This is a genomic window from Planococcus sp. CPCC 101016 (assembly GCF_007859295.1).
In the GTDB taxonomy this organism is placed as follows: Bacteria; Bacillota; Bacilli; order Bacillales_A; family Planococcaceae; genus Planococcus.
In genome coordinates this window covers 1,601,540-1,620,971 of sequence record NZ_VOHB01000002.1, presented here as the reverse complement: position 1 = coordinate 1,620,971, position 19,432 = coordinate 1,601,540, and the positions used below count along the sequence as shown (strand labels likewise).

Annotated in this window: 17 protein-coding genes and 1 other RNA gene; 2 read left to right on the top strand and 16 right to left on the bottom strand. The window is 44.4% G+C overall.

All coding sequences use genetic code 11. The features are described from left to right. Nucleotides 1–53: 53 nt before the first annotated feature. The 9 genes from FQV26_RS07555 to FQV26_RS07515 all read right to left on the bottom strand — a co-directional run bounded on the left by FQV26_RS07555 (nt 54) and on the right by FQV26_RS07515 (nt 10,579). Nucleotides 54–812, bottom strand: a complete 759-nt coding sequence (locus tag FQV26_RS07555; RefSeq protein WP_146556886.1) for an SDR family NAD(P)-dependent oxidoreductase — start codon at nt 810–812, stop codon at nt 54–56. 94 nt (nt 813–906) lie between these two features. Beyond that, nucleotides 907–2,412 carry a carboxypeptidase M32 gene (locus FQV26_RS07550; protein WP_146556884.1) on the bottom strand — a complete coding sequence of 502 codons (1,506 nt, stop codon included), beginning with the start codon at nt 2,410–2,412 and terminating at the stop codon, nt 907–909. A 52-nt stretch (nt 2,413–2,464) separates the two neighbouring features. Further along, nucleotides 2,465–4,372 (bottom strand): ATP-dependent DNA helicase, encoded by a 1,908-nt coding sequence (locus tag FQV26_RS07545; RefSeq protein ID WP_146556882.1) that lies wholly within the window; start codon nt 4,370–4,372, stop codon nt 2,465–2,467. 53 nt (nt 4,373–4,425) lie between these two features. Next, nucleotides 4,426–5,559, bottom strand: coding sequence for a THUMP domain-containing class I SAM-dependent RNA methyltransferase (locus FQV26_RS07540; protein WP_146556880.1), 1,134 nt, complete (start codon nt 5,557–5,559; stop codon nt 4,426–4,428). A 350-nt stretch (nt 5,560–5,909) separates the two neighbouring features. Further along, nucleotides 5,910–6,288: RNase P RNA component class B (rnpB, locus tag FQV26_RS07535), an RNA gene on the bottom strand. Nucleotides 6,289–6,335: 47 nt separating this feature from the next. Next, nucleotides 6,336–6,629, bottom strand: coding sequence for a cell division regulator GpsB (gpsB, locus tag FQV26_RS07530; protein ID WP_146556878.1), 294 nt, complete (start codon nt 6,627–6,629; stop codon nt 6,336–6,338). A gap of 64 nt (nt 6,630–6,693) precedes the next feature. Beyond that, nucleotides 6,694–7,941, bottom strand: a complete 1,248-nt coding sequence (locus tag FQV26_RS07525) for a ribonuclease H-like domain-containing protein (RefSeq protein ID WP_146556876.1) — start codon at nt 7,939–7,941, stop codon at nt 6,694–6,696. Nucleotides 7,942–7,947: 6 nt separating this feature from the next. Beyond that, the gene (locus tag FQV26_RS07520) at nt 7,948–10,218 is read right to left on the bottom strand and encodes a DEAD/DEAH box helicase (RefSeq protein ID WP_146556874.1); all 2,271 of its coding nucleotides are present in this window, start codon (nt 10,216–10,218) and stop codon (nt 7,948–7,950) included. Then, nucleotides 10,211–10,579 carry a YppE family protein gene (locus FQV26_RS07515; protein WP_146556873.1) on the bottom strand — a complete coding sequence of 123 codons (369 nt, stop codon included), beginning with the start codon at nt 10,577–10,579 and terminating at the stop codon, nt 10,211–10,213. The genes FQV26_RS07520 and FQV26_RS07515 overlap by 8 nt, the downstream gene beginning before the upstream one ends. Before the next feature lie 365 nt (nt 10,580–10,944). Between FQV26_RS07515 and recU the strand changes: the two genes are divergently transcribed. Continuing rightward, nucleotides 10,945–11,556 carry a Holliday junction resolvase RecU gene (recU, locus tag FQV26_RS07510; RefSeq protein ID WP_146556871.1) on the top strand — a complete coding sequence of 204 codons (612 nt, stop codon included), beginning with the start codon at nt 10,945–10,947 and terminating at the stop codon, nt 11,554–11,556. 33 nt (nt 11,557–11,589) lie between these two features. After that, the gene (locus FQV26_RS07505) at nt 11,590–14,385 is read left to right on the top strand and encodes a penicillin-binding protein 1A (RefSeq protein WP_186759656.1); all 2,796 of its coding nucleotides are present in this window, start codon (nt 11,590–11,592) and stop codon (nt 14,383–14,385) included. A gap of 49 nt (nt 14,386–14,434) precedes the next feature. Here the strand turns inward: FQV26_RS07505 and FQV26_RS07500 are convergent, their stop codons facing one another. The 7 genes from FQV26_RS07500 to FQV26_RS07470 all read right to left on the bottom strand — a co-directional run bounded on the left by FQV26_RS07500 (nt 14,435) and on the right by FQV26_RS07470 (nt 19,431). Further along, nucleotides 14,435–14,773, bottom strand: coding sequence for a YpoC family protein (locus FQV26_RS07500; protein WP_146556869.1), 339 nt, complete (start codon nt 14,771–14,773; stop codon nt 14,435–14,437). Then, nucleotides 14,748–15,428 carry an endonuclease III gene (gene nth, locus FQV26_RS07495; RefSeq protein WP_146556867.1) on the bottom strand — a complete coding sequence of 227 codons (681 nt, stop codon included), beginning with the start codon at nt 15,426–15,428 and terminating at the stop codon, nt 14,748–14,750. Before nth ends, FQV26_RS07500 begins: the two co-directional genes overlap by 26 nt. Before the next feature lie 12 nt (nt 15,429–15,440). Continuing rightward, nucleotides 15,441–16,142 carry a DnaD domain-containing protein gene (locus tag FQV26_RS07490; RefSeq protein ID WP_146556865.1) on the bottom strand — a complete coding sequence of 234 codons (702 nt, stop codon included), beginning with the start codon at nt 16,140–16,142 and terminating at the stop codon, nt 15,441–15,443. A 100-nt stretch (nt 16,143–16,242) separates the two neighbouring features. Then, complete coding sequence (asnS, locus tag FQV26_RS07485; RefSeq protein ID WP_146556863.1) at nt 16,243–17,538, bottom strand: asparagine--tRNA ligase; 1,296 nt, start codon at nt 17,536–17,538, stop codon at nt 16,243–16,245. A 31-nt stretch (nt 17,539–17,569) separates the two neighbouring features. Continuing rightward, the gene (locus FQV26_RS07480; RefSeq protein ID WP_146556860.1) at nt 17,570–18,760 is read right to left on the bottom strand and encodes a pyridoxal phosphate-dependent aminotransferase; all 1,191 of its coding nucleotides are present in this window, start codon (nt 18,758–18,760) and stop codon (nt 17,570–17,572) included. Between the two features lie 15 nt (nt 18,761–18,775). Continuing rightward, the gene (locus FQV26_RS07475) at nt 18,776–19,252 is read right to left on the bottom strand and encodes a cell wall elongation regulator TseB-like domain-containing protein (RefSeq protein ID WP_146556859.1); all 477 of its coding nucleotides are present in this window, start codon (nt 19,250–19,252) and stop codon (nt 18,776–18,778) included. Nucleotides 19,253–19,260: 8 nt separating this feature from the next. Beyond that, on the bottom strand, nt 19,261–19,431 hold the full coding sequence (locus FQV26_RS07470) for a YpmA family protein (protein WP_146556857.1): 171 nt from the start codon (nt 19,429–19,431) through the stop codon (nt 19,261–19,263). Nucleotide 19,432 lies beyond the last annotated feature (1 nt).

The window sequence follows — 19,432 nt, the reverse complement described above, 5'->3', positions numbered from 1 at the left end:
TTAAGAGAGAACGAAAAACATCCTTCCCGATTTTGAGAAGGATGCCGTAATTATTAGGAAAATCCATGGATCGACATGCCGCCGTCAACGAACAAGGTCTGACCGGTAATATAACTAGCAGCATCCGACGCCAAAAATACGGCTGGCGAAGCCACTTCCGGCAATTCACCGACCCGCTTCATCGGTGTAACTGCCAATATGGAATCCAGGTATTCTGGATCATTCAAGATTTTTTCCGTTAAAGGCGTCTTGAAATACCATGGTCCGATTGCATTGACACGGATGTTTTTCGGTCCCCATTCCATCGCCATGACTTTGGTCATTTGGATAATGGCGGCTTTAGATGCGGCGTAAACGACACCGGTCTTCAAAGCACGGTCGCCTCCCACTGAGCTGATATTGATGATGGAACTGCCGCTTTCCATCTTTTTGACAGCTTCCTGTGAGAACATAAAAACACTTTGAGCGTTGGTATCCATAATCTGGTGCCATTCCGCATCTGTTGCATCCGATAAAGAAGAACGGATATTCATCCCTGCATTGTTGACTAGAACATCCAGCGCCCCGAATTGCTGTATGGTTTTCTCCACTGCCGCCTCGATGTCGCTGCGTTTCGTAATGTCAGTAATGGCATAGGAAGTGCGGTTGTTGCCAATTTCCTGCTGGGCCTGCTGAAGATCGGACTCGGTGCGTGCCACCAGCATGACATTGGCTCCTGCTTCTGCAAATGCCATGGCAATCGCTTTGCCGATTCCTTTTCCGGCCCCTGTGACAATGGCTGTCTTGCCTTCCAAACTGAATGATTTTAACATCGCTTATCGCCTCCGCTCTTATTATAATCAAACTCTTCGTCATTTGTCCTTAAAAATAACAAAAGCCACCGCGATGATTCACGATGGCAAGTTATCATTTATCCAACTGATAAATTTTCGAATATTTCTCTTCCAGGTACTCCGCTAAATGATCCGGGTTCAGTCCTTCTCCAGTAACTTCCTTTAAAATATCAAGCGGTTTTTTGAACGCACCATGGTGATGGATGTTTTTGCTCAACCATTCGCGGATCGGTTTAATATTCTGTGCCGCCAATAAATCATCGAAGTTCGGCAAGTCTTTCAGCATCGCCTCTTTGAACTGAGCTGCATACATATACCCCAGTGCATAAGATGGGAAATAGCCAAAGCTTGCGCCTGCCCAGTGAACATCCTGTAAGACGCCTTCTGCATCGTTTGAAGGACGCACACCCAAATACTCTTCGTATTTGGCGTTCCATAATTCCGGCAGATCACTGACTTGAATATCCCCGTCGAACAGACCTTTTTCAAGTTCGTAACGCACCATAATATGAAGTGCATACGAAAGTTCGTCTGCTTCAATGCGAATCAACGATGGTTTGGATTCATTGATTGCCCGTACGTAATCCAGCAGCTCGACATCAGCAAACTGTTTAGGTGCATATTCTTTCAGCAAATTGAAGTTTTGCTGCCAAAAATGTTCATTGCGGCCGATAAAGTTCTCACAGAACAAGGACTGGGATTCATGGATTCCCATAGAAGCACCTGTTTCGATTGGTAAACCTGCTAAGGCTTCTCCCAAATTCTGTTCATACATAGCATGGCCACCTTCGTGGATGGTGCCAAAGACCGCCGTTCGGAAATCGCTTTCGTCGTATTTGGTCGTCACGCGGATGTCCTTGCGGTTGACCGAAATCATAAATGGATGAACCGTTTCATCCAGCCTGCCGGCTTCGAAATCGTAGCCCAGCTGTTCCAGCATCTGACGGCTGAATTCTTGCTGGGCCTGTTTAGGGAAATGCTCATACAAAAATGCTGTTTCCGGCTTGTTTGGTGAAGCCGCGATTTTTTTCACCAGCGGCACAATGCGTTCACGCAATTTGCCAAACACTTCGTCCAGAATTTCAGTGGTCATGCCAGGTTCATATTGATCGAGCAATGTATTATAAGGGCTACCATTTTTCTCGCCCCAGTAACCGATCATTTTTTTGGTCGTGCTGACCAAGTCTTCCAAATAAGGCAGGAAGATTGAGAAATCCGACTGTTCTTTGGCAGTTTCCCAAACAGATTCCGCTTTGGATTGCAAGATGATGAATTTTTTGTATTCCTCAGGCGGGACTTTTTTGCTCAAATCATATTCTTTCCGTGCTTCTTCCACTGAGCGACGAATATATGGATCCAATGTGGCTTGGTCTGCTTCTAACGAAGACAGCAATTCGCCGAACTCGTCCGACGTGGATAAATTGAAAACTTCTGCAGATAAAGTACCGATGCTCTCAGAACGAAATTCCATTCCTTTTTTCGGCGCCCCTGTTCTCAAATCCCAATACAGTAAAGCAATTGCTTCTTCATAACCTTTGATCTTATTGAAATGTTCGCTAAATCGTTTTTCGAGTGACACAAAAATCCCTCCAATGGTTGATGAGACTATTGTATCACACGCTTCCAATTTCTTAGAAGTTTTCAGCAGGCACAGGAAGAATCGTTTCCCAGAGATGCTCAACACGCAATTCGTCTTCATTCAGCAATAGATGGATTTCACCGTGATCGTTTGAAGTACGGATCAAGCGGCCGATTCCCTGTTGGATGCGCAGCTGCATGAACGGCAAATCGATTTCTTCCAGCGGGTTGTTGCTGAATTTGCGTTTGGCATCAAAAACTGGATCCTTTGGAGGAAATGGCAGATCTACGATGATGACTTTTGTTAAAGCTTCGCCTGGCAGATCCAGTCCTTCCCAGAGGTGATACGAGCATAAAATTTGGAATTTGCCTTCCTGGAATTCCTTGACCACTGTCGACAGTTCACGGTCGCCCTCAAATTCGATGGTGTATTGATGGTCCAAAGGCAAGGATTTCTTGAAGTTGTCCATTTCCATCTTCGAAGTGAACAACACCAGCGACTGATCGCCTGTGCTGAATAAATCATAAACACGTTCGAATTTTTGCTGCTGTTCGAGTGGATGCTTATAAATTTTCATAACATCCTCATAATCGAAGGGCGATGGCACAGAAAATGACTGGTACTTATCGATTCCCAGACTGTCTGAAAGGTAAGTAAAATCTTTTTGAATCGACAAAGTTGCTGAAGAAAAAATAATCGGGATTTTTCCATCAAATAATTTTTCGTCCAAAATATCAGTGACCAAACGCGGCATGATGACCAAAGTCTCAATCTCATCTTTTATTTCCAACCACGTTACAGCGTCGCCTTCCTCTACAAACAAACGCATCGAGAAAGTATATTGTTCGAAATATTCTTCAGCAAGGCGCAATTCGTATTCGGGGATGGTGAACAATTCACCTTCAAAGACAAACTCTTCCATCATCAGATCAATGTGGCGAACCAACATTTTGCCGACATTGACCAATTCAGGGTCTTTCGTAATCGCTTTGCGGTCTTCATCACTCTTAACCGTGTGAATGCGCAGCAGACGGAAAAAATCATTGTGAAGATCAATTGTCTGCTCAATCATGTTTAATGTTTTCTCGCGCATGCCATCAGAGAGAATACTCTCTGTAACATCTTGCAGGGTGCTTTCCTGTACTTCATAAGTCAATGCACGCTGTGCAGCAAATTCTAATAAATGGCCTTCATCAAGAACAATTTGAGAGAACTCGGGAAGTAAAGGGCTCTGTCCTTCACGTTTGCGCGTTTCTTTTGTCCAAATATGTTCCATCAGGAAATCATGCGAGCAAATAACCAAATCGGTCGCCTGTCTGTAATGGTTTCGGTGAATGGTTTGGCCGCATTTATTGCGCATATCGCACGCATTGCAATTCTGAATCGGATGGTAGTTGACCTGCTGCCATTCTTCATCTGTAACATCCGGATAGCTTGAGCGCTCACCGTACGGGTAAGTATTTTGCATCGAAAAGGTTTTGTTGACGAATTCCGGCAAGCTGTATTCGATGTCATCCAGAAAATCGGCATCGCTGCGTTTTTTAGCACCTTCGAGCCGCTGGAGGCACAAATATTGATCACGGGATTTTGCCAAGCGCACATCCAGATTTAAATCGAACAGATCGTTCAGGCGGTCAACATCTCCGCCTTTTTTGACCAATTGCTCGATAAGGGTTTCATCTGCGCATGAAATAAGCGCCGGTTTTCCGGTATAGCGCGCATAAGCAATAGCCGGCAGCAAATAAGCCATTGTTTTCCCCGTACCGACTCCAGCTTCTGCAAATAGCACCGCTTTTTCTTTTAAAGACTGTTCAATCTGGAAAGACATGAAAATTTGTTCATCGCGCAAATCGTAGCCTTTTTCCGGCAACTCATCATAAAATACATCGCCGATCCAGTCATTGAGTGATTCAAAGAAAGTTTTGTCCTTCGTTAAAGGAAATGGTAGTGGCTGTCTCATAAACTCTCCTCACAGAGAAACGGAAGAGCTGCTGCCCTCCCGTTTCGTCTCATTTATTTTTTAGAACGTTCTCCCCAGAATTGGAAAAGATCCGTGCGGATAAAACCGTTGAATAATTTACGTTTCTTTGTAGCTGGCTGACCATAGAGTGTTTCGAAACGCCCCATGGAAGACAGCATGTAAACGGACCATGTAGGGTGTTTAGAAAACACGCGCCCCATGTCCGCAATCATTTCTTCAATGATTTCAATTTCGCCAATACGCTCTCCGTACGGCGGGTTGCCAACGACAACGCCATTTTCTTCCGTGGCGGTGAAATCCTTCACTTGCCGCTGCTCAAACTGAATTAAATCGGCGAAACCGGCTTCACGGGCATTCTCTTCTGCAACCTTAAGCATACGGTGGTCAATATCCGTTCCCAGAATATTGAGCGGTTGGTCATAATTTGCCAGTTCTTCTGCCTCTTCGCGGACTTCATCCCAAATTGCCTGACCAATCCATGGCCATTTTTCACTGTCGAATTCACGGTTATAACCCGGTGCCAGATTTTGTCCAATCATTGCTGCCTCAATAACAATTGTTCCTGAACCGCAAAATGGATCTACGAATGGACGGTCTGGCGTCCATCTTGATAATTTCACGAGGGCCGCAGCTAAGGTTTCTTTTAATGGTGCTTCACCTTGATCCAAACGATAGCCGCGTTTATGCAAGCCCGCTCCGCTCGTATCAATGGACAATTGAACTTTATCTTTCAAGATTGACACTTCAATTTTGAAGCGTGGTCCTGTTTCATCTAAGAACGAATTGCGGTGATAAGCTTTCTTCAAACGCTCAACAATCGCCTTTTTTACAATTGATTGGCAGTTTGGCACACTGTGTAAAGTGGATTTAACCGATTTCCCTTGTACCGGGAATTCCGCATCTACCGGCAGGAATTTTTCCCACTCAATTTCTTTTGTCCGTTCGAACAATTCATCAAAAGTATAAGCGTTAAATTCACCAGCAATGATTTTAACGCGGTCAGCTGTCCGGAGCCATAAGTTGGTCTTGGCAATATCCCGCTCATTTCCTTCAAAAAACACTTTGCCGTTTTCTGTTTCTGTTTCGTATCCCAATTCTTTTACTTCGTTGGCTACAATGGATTCCAAGCCCATTGCTGCTGTTGCGAGCAATTTAAATGTTGTCATAACGACTCCCTCTCCAGTTGTTCACTATTTCAGATTTCGGTGTTTGTTTTCTTTCATCAATTGACCTACCTATATATTTTCATTGTATAGGTCAAGCTTTTAATAATATTTGCTTCTATCCTACTGTTCATATTCCGCAAACCAACTCCGCTTTCCTGCGGGCTTGCGCCGAGGAGGCTCAGCGCTTCGTCGCAAACGAGTTAGGCACAGCCCGACTCGCTTCCTGCCGGAAAGCGTCCGCCTGAAACGATTTCTTCAAAATCTATACTTTTTAACATTTCTACTCATAATATGAAGAAAAGCTCCCCCAAAAGGGGAGCCTTTGATAAGCATTTTAAGACCATGTGAAATTCTATAAGCCATGTTTTGTTTCCACGTACTCAAACGGTTTGAACCTCGTACTAGTGGACAGCAACCATCTATCTGCAAGCTTGCGCCTGCCTCTTCATCAGTTCATTTCCTTCAGAAAAGTGCCCCTACCATAATTTGGGTTTCTCGCTCACGGGGTTTACCTCGTTCCACCTGTATAATTTCTTATACAGCTCCGTCACTGTGGCACCTTCAGGGTATTTCGGCCATATCCGAAGACTTAGGCGTTCTACCCGCCGTCAGCTATTGCTAGCTGCCCCAGCTTATTGTTTCACTGGGCGCGATCACTACGGTCATCTCAGAACCGTGCGAGCATGGACTTTCCTCTCCGGCAAAAAGCCGGAGCGATTGCCAGAATTTCAAATGGCTTTATAAGTATACGCTATTCAGCCCAATAAAACAATCGTTTAGTTATTATCCAGCTTATTGCCGAATACGTGATTTTCTAAATGGGACAAGCGGCGCAAAATATCAAAATTGGTAGTGCCTGGAGCCGGTGTCGCTTGTTTTTTTGGTGTTTCTTCCAATTCCATACGCAAGCGTTTATTTTCATTTTGAAGCTGCTCGATCCGTTTTGAAAATGCTTCATAATCCTGGATAATTTCATCTAGGAAATGATCTACTTCATCCTGGTTGTATCCGCGCATCGCTGTTTTAAAATCTTTTTCCAATATATCTTTTGATGTAAACTTATTATCCATTCCAATCGTCCTTCCATAAAAAACTACCTTAGGCCAAGTATAGCATAAGGCGGATTTTTCGTGTTTAGTTCTCTTCAAGTTCTGGGTGTTTTTTTCGCTTTTTCTCTTCGAGGCGAGCCAGTCTTTTGTGGATATCTGCAACAAGCGAATGACGGACCTTGGTATGCTCACTTGCTTCTTTCGCAAAACCAGCCATGATGGCTGCTTGGTCCAGATCGCGCATTTGATGTTCATACAATTTGGATGCGTGTATCCAAGCTTCCACTTCAATGCTGCCCCTCAGATGAGGTGCAGCTTCCTTAAATAATTTAAGAGCTTCTTCGTGCTGGCCTATCCTTTTTTTCTGGATAGCCAATAAATAACGTGCCAATGCAGAAGAAGCACCTCTTTCAACTGTAACATGCTCAAGATATGCAGCGCTTTGATCAAACTGTTTCAAGTCTGCATACCATTTGCCGATATTCGTATAGGCACCGCTCGTTTCAGACTCCATGTCTTCCATCAGCAAATTAGACGACAACACATATAAGGAAACAAGCGATAAAATGTCCAGCTCATTGTGATAAAGAACTTTTGCCAGACCATCTGGAAAGCCACTCTTCACTGCGTCAAGATAAATGGCAGGAATCAAGTAGCCGGGCACATCTCCATGCCGGACAAACCCGAGCTTCTCTTCTTCAATGGTGCTTAGTTTCATCCGGGCCAATTCATTTTTCCAAATCCGCTTGGTGCCGTGAAACAAATCAATTTGGCGGGGCACCGGCAATTTCGGCAGAATCTGGCGATGCATGGTCCAGCGGGACGTCAATTGCGGCCAGTCGAAGCTTTTGCCATTATACGAAAAGATGATTGGGTCATCGGTTTTCCATAATCCCGTTTCATACAAAAATGCCGCCTCATGGGAAGGATCCGGCATGATGTATTGCATCATTTCAAAATGATCACTGCGCTTCACTAACAAACCAATCAAAAAGATATAGGCGCCGGTTCCGCTGAGGCCTGTCGTTTCAGTATCAAAAAAAACCAATGGATCCTGCTCTTTCAGCTTGAATGGATGCTCAAAGTCCGTCCTCTCCCAAGCCCTCAGCACACCATTAAGTTCATTTAGGCTTACTGTGCCATGCTGAGTATCCAAAGGATAAGTGATTTTCTTTCGAAATACAAAACCGTACTTATTCTCGACGATTTCCAATCCAATTTGGTTCCATTTATCTTCATGCAGCGGCCGCTCTGCTGCTTTTGGCTGCTGCTTTTTAGCAGGCTGTTTTTTCAGCATGCCTTTCATCTGGAGAAGTTTATTTTCAAACGACATCTCTCTTCACCCCTCTTTGCGAAGCTCATCCAAAAGCCGGATGACATGGCCTTTCATGCTGATAGCTGCGTCTTGTGCACCAATGCATGACGGACATCCATCAAGACATGGGCACTCTGAGATATGCTGTTGGGCTTTGTCGAGCAACGGACGCCATAAGTCATAAATCCGCTCACTGATGCCGATACCCCCTGGATAGGAATCATGTATAAAAAAAGATGGCATATCATTATGCGGCGATTTTACTTGTGGCACGACATGGACATCGCGACGATCACATTGTACAAATATCGGAATGAACGATTCAATCGCATAGGCTGCTCCGGTCATCGTATCTGACAGTTCCGCTTCCGAAAAATCTTCCGGTTTTGTAAAGCTTAGCCACGTAGATGAAGTATGCAGCTCTTCTGCAGGCAGCGAAATCGGTCCTGATCCAATATTGTCATGGGAATCAAAACGGATTTTCTTGAATATGGTCGGCATTGCAAGTACAGCGATATCACCATAGAAAACTTCCGAGCCGTTCATCTTCTTGTCCTTATCTTCGCTCATAACTTTTAATTCCACTGCCAGATTGGCGTCAGTGAAATAATCGACGTCGACTTCCCTGACATAAGCCTTTTTTTCTTCCCAGTCCAGAATTTCCACTTGGAACTGTGTGCCTTGGTGCAGGTAGATTGCTTCTTCATGCAAGAGGGTCATGGCACTGAACCGATCCATCTCTCCGATGACACGTGTATCGACAGGAACAGATTGATCGATGATGACAACATTTTCCTGAGAAGCTGAACGCAAGGAAATGTCATGTGCTGGAAAACGATCGCTCATCCAATGCCAGCGGTCTGAAGTCTGCACAAGAACCCCTTCTTCCTGCAAATACTCGAGCAATTCCTGAACTTCAAATTCTCCGTACTGATCATCAATACGGAATGGCAATTCAAAGGAAGCACATTTCAAATGGTCCATTAAGATGATAATGTTCTCCGGATGAATTCGTGCTTCTTCCGGCGACTGGTCCAGTAAATATTCGGGATGATTGATAATGTATTGGTCAAGCGCGGTCGATTGGGCAACGTAGATCACCAGAGATTCATCCTGTCGGCGTCCCGCGCGTCCTGCTTGCTGCCATGCGCTTGCAATATTCCCCGGATAGCCGGTCATGATACAAGCCTGCAATTGGCCGATGTCAACGCCGAGCTCCAATGCATTGGTGGATACCACACATTGGATCGATCCGTCGCGCAATCCTTTTTCAATAGCGCGTCGCTCCGTCGGCAAATAGCCTCCCCGGTAGCCTTTGATTGAATCGTCCTGCAGCTTCATTTTGGTTATGGCCTGCAGATATGTCACCAGCATTTCGACACGGACACGGCTTTTGGCGAAGACAATTGTCTGAATGCCGTTTTTGATCAAATGAGTGGCCAAGTCTCGCACTTCCAAGATTGCACTTCTGCGAACGCCGAAAGTCGGATGAATGATCGGCGGATTGTAAAAGACAATATGTTTTTTTCCTGCTGGCGCACCGTTTTGATCAATCAGTTTATGTGTACTGTTGGTCAGGTTTTCTGCCAATTCTTTTGGATTTGCGATTGTGGCGGATGTACAGATAAAGACCGGTTCGCTGCCATAAAACTCACAAATCCGTTTCAACCGGCGGATGACATGTGCTACATGTGTTCCAAATATTCCTTTATACGTATGCAGCTCATCGATTACTATATAATGAAGATTCTCAAAAAGAGACACCCATTTTGTATGGTGCGGCAAAATGGCAGAATGCAGCATGTCCGGGTTGGTCATGACAATCTGTCCGGCCTTTCGCACCTTTGTCCGGATTGCCGGTGAAGTGTCTCCGTCATAGGTGTAGGATAAAATCGCTTCTTCCGTTTTTTCGATCAAGTCATGCAGATCGCTTTTCTGGTCTTGCGCCAACGCTTTCGTCGGGAACAAGTACAGCGCACGCGCCCCTGGATCATTTAAGATCTTGTGCAGGACAGGCAAATGATAGCAATAGGACTTGCCTGACGCTGTGGGGGTTACTGCTGTAAATGATTTACCGGATGTGGCCAAATCAAATGCTTCCCGCTGATGGGTATATAATTGTTCGATCCCCTTCTTGCGAAGAGCCGCTTTAAGGCTATTGTGCATCTCCGGAGGGAAGTCTGCATATTCTGCAGGTTTTTCCTGCTTCGTGTGCCAATGGACAATCCGTTCCATCATATCCGGTTCCGTTTTCCATTCATTCATCAACTCAGGCAGTTTTTTACGCTTAATCATGCTCAGCACTCTTTTCATCTATAGCCAATATAAATGTCTGCAGCGTATATTGCGCCGCTTGGATTGTCTGGATAAAGCGTTTTTTGCTGGTCTCCTTATAGAAGCTCTGAACAAAAAATTGCGTCATGCCTTCTGCTGCTGTATCGATTGTGGGCTTGTGTACATACTTCGGCCGTTCTTGTTGAATATACAACAGTGATTCTTTTTGCCATTCATTTATTTTGTTGTGCCAGTAATCTGCGTATGGTTTAACATCTTCATAAAAATCAGGGACCGCGTCCTGTTCACGCATTTCATAAAAGCGGTCCAAGCATTTTCCGCATTCATCGTATAACGCGGAAGAGAGTTCTCTAACTGTCATTGTGCAACCCCTCCATTGCCATTAGTTTATCATATTCACCAAAGCGACACGACTTTTATCGAACAGACATTCTTTCCGGTTGGAACGAACGGAGAAATCCGCTATTATTAGAACATGTGAATAATTCATGGAAAAGTTCACCCTTTCCAGCCTGCTCAGCTTTTTTAAGATGGGGACATAAAAATCGCTGGAGCCAACAGGCGTTTGGACATAAATTCATATGAAGTCAGGTTTAAGGGCGAGAGCATCTGGTTTTTTAGCCGCTGTTTGACCAGAAAATTGACAGCTTGCAAATAGTTGAAACCTTTCATCATATCAGTCGTCTAAAAGCTTGTGATATGATAAAGTAAGCGAGGTGTATCACAATGGCAATCAATTATCCGAACGGCAAAAAATTTATACCGCCAAAAGATCAACCTGCCAAAGAAAAGACGGCAAAAAAAGCAAAAAAGGATTTTTCTTTTAGCAACCGTGGAAAGACATTAGAAGACGAATTGAATGAAACCAATGATTATTACCTTCAACTGGGAATGGCGGTTATCCATAAAAAGCCGGTGCCTCTCCAGATCGTCAAAGTGGAGTATCCCTCCAGAAGCGCTGCAGTGATTAGGGAAGCTTATTTCCAAGCGCCTTCCACAACTGATTATAACGGCGTCTGGAATGGCCGCTATATCGACTTCGAAGCAAAAGAAACGCAAAACAAGACCTCATTCCCATTGAAGAATATCCATGATCATCAGATTCATCATATGTCCCAAGTGGTCAAACAGAATGGGACGGCGTTTATGATCATCCGGTTCTCTTCTTGGCAACGGTATTTCATCATGCCGTTTAAAGAGCTTGAAATTTTTTGGAACCGGATGATTACTGGCGGAAGAAAATCGGTTACTTTGCAGGAAATTGAAGAAACTTCATTTGAACTAACACCTGGAGCATTCCCCCGCATCGATTATTTGCCTCTTCTGAAAAAGCTTTAAGCAACAACATATATGAAAGTGAGGAAACCGATCTTGAGCGATAGACATATTTCGCGTGAAGAACGCCGAAAAGCAATTGAACGTCAAAAGAAGACCAACAATAAGAAGAAAAAGAAATCTCCAGCCGTAACATGGATGAAGCGCCTCCTCCTGGCGATCGTAGCCATCGGCATAGCTTGTTTTGTATTCGGAGCCTCATTGTTTGCCTTCTATGCAAGCAGCGCACCGGAAATTGATGAAGAATTGCTGCGCGACCCGATCAGCCCAACTTTTTACGCAGCTGACGGAGAAACGGAAATTCCGTATATCACCGCAGAGAATCGTGAATACGTAAATTATGAAGACATACCAAAAATAATGGAAGACGCCATTCTGGCAACAGAAGATAATCGATTCTATAAGCACTCGGGTATAGACGTTATCCGCCTAGGCGGTGCAGTCATCGCAAATATTACCGGTGGCTTCGGATCTCAAGGTGCCAGTACCATCACCCAGCAGGTCATTAAAAATTCATTTCTGACAAATGACAAGACCTTAAAACGGAAAGCACAGGAAGCTTATCTGGCATTCAAGCTGGAACAGGAATATGAAAAAGAAGAAATCTTTGAAATGTACTTCAATAAAATTCTCATGTCCGGAAATATTTATGGTTTCGGCACAGCTTCAGAATATTTTTACGGCAAACCGTTGAGTGAACTAACATTGGCTGAAGCTGCTCTACTGGCAGGTATGCCACAAAGTCCGAACGGCTATAATCCTTTCACAAATCCGGAACGCGCTGAAGAACGCCGGAACGTTGTTTTAAGTTTGATGAATCAGCATGAAAAAATTACTACTGAAGAAAAAGAACAGGCCCAGGCAGCATCTGTAGCCGATTCACTGGTTCCAGAAGGCGAACGCCAGCCGCAAACCGCCAGCAGCGAGCATACCGCCTTTATGGAAATGGTTGAGGATGAACTTGAATCACTGGAAGGCGATTACTCGCTTGATGAAGGTTTAACCATTTACACAACATTAGAGCCTTATGTCCAAACAAAAGTGAACGAAGCCATGGCTTCAGATTTGTTTTTTGATGACAAAGTACAATCTGCTATGACTGTTGTAAACACTAAAACAGGCGGCATCAGTGCAGTAGGCGCAGCACGTGAATACACAGGCGATGTCCGCCATAATTATGCAATTGCAAAAGACCGTCCTGTAGGATCAACTATCAAGCCATTGCTTGATTATGGTCCAGCTATCGAATATCTAGGTTGGTCCACTGGACAGACGATTGTCGATGAACCTTATTCTTACGAAGACAACGATCAGGAAATCCGCAACGTCGATGGACAATTTTTAGGCACCATGACGATTCGCGAAGCGCTTTATCGCTCACGTAATATTCCTGCAGTTAAAACCCTCCAGGAAGTCGGCACTGAAAACGCTGGTGAATTCATGAGTAATGTCGGCCTAAACATGGATAATATCTATGAATCCACTGCCCTAGGAGCCGCTGATTTCTCAACAGTAGAAATGGCAGGTGCTTTTGCCGCCTTGGGAAATCAAGGTGAATTCAATAAACCGCACACGATCAAGAAAATCGTTTTCCGAGACGGTTCTACTGAGCAAGTTGTTGAACCGGAACCTGTACAGGCAATGAAAGACAGTACAGCCTACATGGTAACCGATATTCTTAGAGACGTTGTAGATGTAAATGTTCCGGGATCTACCGGCAAAGAAGTCGCTATCAGCGGACTTGATATGGCAGGTAAAACCGGTACAACCAACTATTCGGTTGAAAATCTTAGAGAATACGGATTGGACTCTAGCTCTGCCCCGGATGTTTGGTTCGCCGGGTACACAACGGATTATTCCATATCCGTTTGGAGCGGCTATCCTTCCCGAAAAACACCGATTGATACAGATTCAGACGAACGCCTTTTATCTCAGCGTTTGTTTAAGAGTGTCATGTCACAGATTTCATCTCCTGAAACTGCCCGTTTTGAGCAGCCGGATTCTGTAATTGAACAAGTAGTGGAAGTAGGTTCTGAACCATTGAAATTGGCTAGTGCGTTCACACCTTACAGCCTGAGAAGCTCTGAGCTGTTTGCCCGCGGCACTGAACCGAATTCTGTATCACAGCGCTATGTCGTTGAAGATTTGGATACGCCAAGTGGATTGCGTGCAAACGTCACAGGCGATTCGGCTCAATTATCATGGAATTACGGTGATGATGATGTAGCGTTCGAAGTCTCTGTTGAAGTCGACGGCTCCCGGACGGTTCTCACGAATTCATCAAGCCAATCCTATACTTTTAATGGGCTTGAAGAAGGAAAAACCTATACTTTCCGCGTTGTAGCAGTGAACAGCACTCAGCGGAGCGATCCTGCTTCAACAGTAGTGGAAATCGCTGCCGCTCCTGAAGAACCGGAAGAGGAACCAGTTGAAGAACCGGTCGAGGAAGAGCCCGTTGAAGAAGAACCAGCTGAGGAAGAGCCAGCTGAAGAAGAACCGGCCGAAGAAGAGCCGGCCGAAGAAGAACCAACTGAGGAAGAGCCAGCCGAAGAACAGCCGGCTGAAGAAGAGCCAGCTGAAGAACAGCCGGCCGAAGAAGAACCGATTGACGTACCGGAAGATCCAACTGAAGAAGAGGAAAGCGAAACGCCTTCTGTCAACAGCAGTGGAAATAGTAATGCCGATAGCAATAATGGTAACGACGGAAACGGTAATGCCAATGATAATGGTAACGATGGTAACGACGGAAACGGTAATGCCAATGATAATGGTAACGACGGTAACGACGGTAACAACCAATCTGACAGCAACGATGACGAAAATAATAACTGAATCAGTAAACCCCCGAGTGCACATGCACTCGGGGGTTTTTGTTCTTGTATTATTCGTTTAAACGTTTAAGTTCAATCCGCTTTCTGGCAATAGTCTTCCTTAATTCAGTAAACAGTTCGTCCAACTGGCGATAAGCGGCATAGGCTCCTGGAGAAGCCTCAATAAATGACAAGCGTTCAGAACCATTTAAAGGCTGAAACTCGTCATCTTGCAAAGCTTCACGACAATAAGACAATAGGCGCTTATATACTTCAATTCCCGTTAAGATGACTGTATTTGCTCCTTTTTTTCGCTCTTTATGCAAAGTGGCAAGTTCTGCGGATATGCGAGACCATTCCAAAAAAAATGGGTCAACCTGTTCATTAGTTAATCTCTGTAACGATTTCACGTTTAACAAGTCCTTTTTTCTCACGCTTCTGCCCTTCCCTACATCTGTCAAACAATGGGCAGATGTGGCATCCCGGATTTTGCGATTTGCAGTGATAGCGCCCAAAAAAGATGATTTGGTGATGTGTCTTGGACCAGTCATCAGCCGGTGTTTTTTTCATAATGGTCTCTTCCACTTGCAGCGGATTGTCTTTCCAGCGATTCAATCCCAGCCGTTTTGCTACCCGCTCAACATGCGTATCCACTGCTAGTGCTGGGATGCCAAATGCTACAGAAACGACCACATTGGCTGTTTTCCGTCCGACCCCTGGAAGCGTCATTAAGAGGTCCCTGTCAGGCGGTACCATGCTGCCATGTTCCTCAATCAGAATCCGGCTGAGCGCCTGGATATTTTTAGCCTTATTGCGGAACAAGCCAATCGAGCGGATATCCTGTTGCAATTCTTCCAAAGAGACGGATACATAGTCCTCAGGTGTATGGTATTTCTGGAATAAATCGGCCGTCACCCGGTTCACGAGCTTGTCTGTACATTGAGCAGACAAGAGTGTCGCAATCAATAAATCGAAAGGATTTTGATGCACCAATTCACAATGGGCATCCGGAAACATCAAATCCATTTCATCAAGACAGGCAAGCCATTCTTTTTTTGACATCATTTACTTCACCTTCTAATTGCGGTCTTCCAGCCAATTGTAAAACTGAACTTTTTTTGCCACGTTCTCTGTCGGCTGAATCCGAATATTTTTCTCTCTGAAAGAGCTAGCGTGCTTGGTTACTTGTGTAGAGGTTTTAATATTTTTCTTTTTCCACTCGAATAAAATTCGATCTACATAACGCAGGCTGATTTTTTGGGAAATGACCGCCTCTTTTAACGCCATCCGGATCACTTCCGGTGTATGGCCGTCCTGGTCCATCCACATCGAAATGGTTTCGATTTCCATTGGAGAAAGAAAACGGCCAAATTCCTGTTCGAATAACTGAAAAATTTCCCCTTCCAATTCCTTTTGACTATTTTCTTTCACTTCATGCTGTTCTTTGTAAACACAATCCAGCAATCGATCCCATAAAGGCTGAAGGGAAATAATTTCTGACAGCACGTCATTTTCTGTCGTTTGTTCTATGGCCAAATATCCTTGCTGCATTAATTTCTGCAGCATGGTCGTTACGCTTTTTTGCGAAGTCATCATACGCTCACCGATTTCATCGGGCGTCGGAAACTGGTTTCCGGTTTGTTGAAACGCCTGAATATGCATAAGCAGCATGGCTTCTTCGTCTGTAATCTTCAGTTCTTTATAAAACTGAAAAAAAAGCTGGGAAATGTTAACATTTCCCTGCTCGATCCACGTTTGCAGCCGATTAGGTTGTTTCATATCCCAACCACCTTTCCATTTATTTATTTTCATCATTTATATTACAAGAGATAAGTCGGTAAGTAGAGTTAAAGAAAATCCCGTTTGATGCAGCTTTTATTTATGGATACAACCGGTTTAATAAGCGAGGGAACGGAATAGATTCTCTGACATGTTCAACACCGCTGATCCAAGCTACCGTTCGTTCAAGACCCAAACCGAAACCGGAATGCGGAACAGCACCAAATTTGCTCAGATCCAAATACCAGACATATGCATCTTCATCTAGGCCATGTTCTTGAATCCGCTGTTTCATCAAGTCATAGTCATGAATCCGTTCAGAACCACCGATTATTTCTCCGTAACCCTCTGGTGCGATCATATCCGCACACAGTACAACATCATCACGTTCCGGATGCGGCTGCATATAGAATGGCTTGATTCCAATCGGGTAATTGGTAATAAAAATCGGCATATCATAGCTTTCTGCTAAAGCCGTTTCATGCGGCGCGCCAAAGTCTTCGCCCCATTTGATGTCGTCAAAGCCGTTTTCATTCAACCACTTGATGGCATCATCATAAGAAACGCGTGGGAATGGCGCTTTTATTTTTTCAAGTTTCGATACGTCTCTTTCTAGACGTTCCAATTCCAATTTGCAGTTAGTCAATACGGACTGAACGATATGCGAGACGTATTGCTCCTGAACTTCCAGGCTTTCTTCATGTTCCATGAACGCCATTTCTGGTTCGATCATCCAAAATTCGATCAAGTGACGGCGTGTTTTGGATTTTTCTGCACGGAAAGTCGGTCCAAAAGAAAATACTTTTCCAAGTGCCATTGCAGCAGCTTCCATATACAACTGGCCGGATTGCGACAAATAAGCGTCCTCGTCAAAATATTTTGTAGCAAACAATTCCGAAGTTCCTTCAGGAGATGAACCCGTCAAAATTGGGGGATCCACTTTTACAAAGCCATTTTCATTGAAAAATTCGTAAGTCGCACGAATAATTTCGTTTCGGATTTTCATGATGGCATGCTGTCTGCGTGAACGCAGCCAAAGATGGCGGTTATCCATCAGGAATTCCGTCCCATGCTCTTTTGGTGTAATTGGAAAGTCTTTTGCTTCTTGAATCACTTCAATGCCTGTTACAGCCAATTCGTATCCGAATGCTGAACGCTCATCTTCTTTTACTTCTCCTGTTACATACAGCGAGGTTTCCTGTGTCAATGCTTTGGCTGCTGCGAAAATTTCATCTCCCACTTCGGCTTTCACAACAACGCCCTGTACAAATCCAGATCCGTCACGCAGCTGCAGGAAAGCAATTTTTCCACTTGAGCGCTTATTGGCGATCCAAGCTCCTAGTTTAATTGTTTGTCCGTTATATTTAGCCATTTCGGCAATGGTAATTTTTTTCATCCAGCGATAGCCTCCAAAGAATTAGGTTGTCTTAGTCTTTCCATTTTGATGATACAAATTGATGGATCCGTTCAACAGCTTCTGTCAAAGTTTCAAGCGACGTTGCATAAGACAGACGGATGGTAGAATGCGCACCGAAGCCTGAACCCGGAATGACCGCTACGTTCGCTTCCGTCAATAAAGCCGTGACGAAGTCGTCAACAGATGCATAGGCGGTTTTTGCTGCAGCTTCTGAAACATCAGGCAATAGATAAAACGCTCCTTGAGGGCGCAATACTTTAAAGCCTGGAATCGCCTGCAGTTTCGGGAAAATCGCATTCAGGCGTCTTTCAAATGCCTGCCGCATTTCCTCTACCGTGTCCTGTGGTCCATTATAAGCTTCAATTGCTGCATATTGCGAAGTTGTTGTCGGATTAGAGGTAGAATGGCTCGCCAAATCCGTCATCGCTTTGATCAACTTGGCTTCACCTGCTGCATATCCAATCCGCCACCCAGTCATCGAGTGGGATTTTGAAACCCCATTGATTAGAACGGTGCGATTTTTTGCATCTTCTGAAAGAGTCGCGACTGAAGTATGAGTGACATCTCCATAGATTAACTTCTCATAAATTTCATCTGACACAATCAGGATATCGAATTCACGGCAGACTTCTGCCAGTGCTTCCAACTCCTCTTTTGAATAAATCATGCCTGTTGGATTGCTCGGTGTATTGATGATTACTGCTTTCGTCCGGTCAGTAATAGCTTCCCTCAATTGCTGAGGAGAGATCTTGTATTCCTGGCTGGCTGTCGCTTCTATGTATACCGGAACGCCTTGTGCCAATTTTACTTGCTCAGGATAACTCACCCAATAAGGAATCGGAATGATCACTTCATCGCCTTCATTCAGCAGAACCTGGAATAAAGTATAGAGAACATGCTTAGCACCAATGCCGACCATGACTTCTTTCGGCTGATAGCTCAATTGCTGATCTCTCTGCAATTTATTGATGATGGCTTCTTTTAACGCTGGAAGTCCGCCTGCTGGAGTGTATTTTGTCTTGCCGTCTTTCATGGACTGATAAGCCGCTTCAAGGATGTTCGCCGGCGTGTTGTAATCCGGTTCACCGGCACCAAGACCGATGACATCCACTCCCTGTGCTTTTAATTCATTTGCTTTTGCAGTAATAGCCAAAGTTGTTGAAGGTGTTAGAGTTTGTACACGATTCGCTAAGTTGGTCAAATTTTTTCCGCCCTTTCACAAATTCAATATGCGTTTCCACCAAGTTCCGTCGCTTGCTGACAAATAGACATAATTCAAGCTGTCCTCTTTATTCAAAAAAGCGATTTCCCAAACCGGACCTTCACTTTCCATGCCAAGTTTGGTATGCAGGATTTCTTTGACTTCCATTTCATCAAGTGCAATATCACGTGCCTGTTGAGCCGTTATCTTGTCCTCTAACGGAATCGCCTGCATCTTGCCCTCGGCTTCCGGAACAAAAACAGCCGTTAATTCGCCCTCATTATTCGTCCCAAGTATCGTCACAGCAGCCATAGAGCTGGTATAAACGTAAGCCCGCTCCACTTCTTCGATCAGCTGCTCGCTTTTCGCTCGGTCAATAGCTTCTTTTTCCGTTTCTGAATAAGGTTTATTGCCCACATATAAAACCAAGATGATTATGGCGACTGCCAAGAAAGATAAAAACCCGAGTATGAATGTAATCCATTGTCTCATCTGATCACCTATGTTTTATATATTGTAAAAATCGCTTTTTCAGAGTCTTCCTTGTCGAGTGCCAAGCCGAACATCAAATTCTTGTCTTTTAAGGTGCGGTTTAAGGCATCAACTACTTTATATAAATCTGTTTGGTACGTAAGTTCCACTGTAGAAATTACTTCAATTTTCGATTCCATG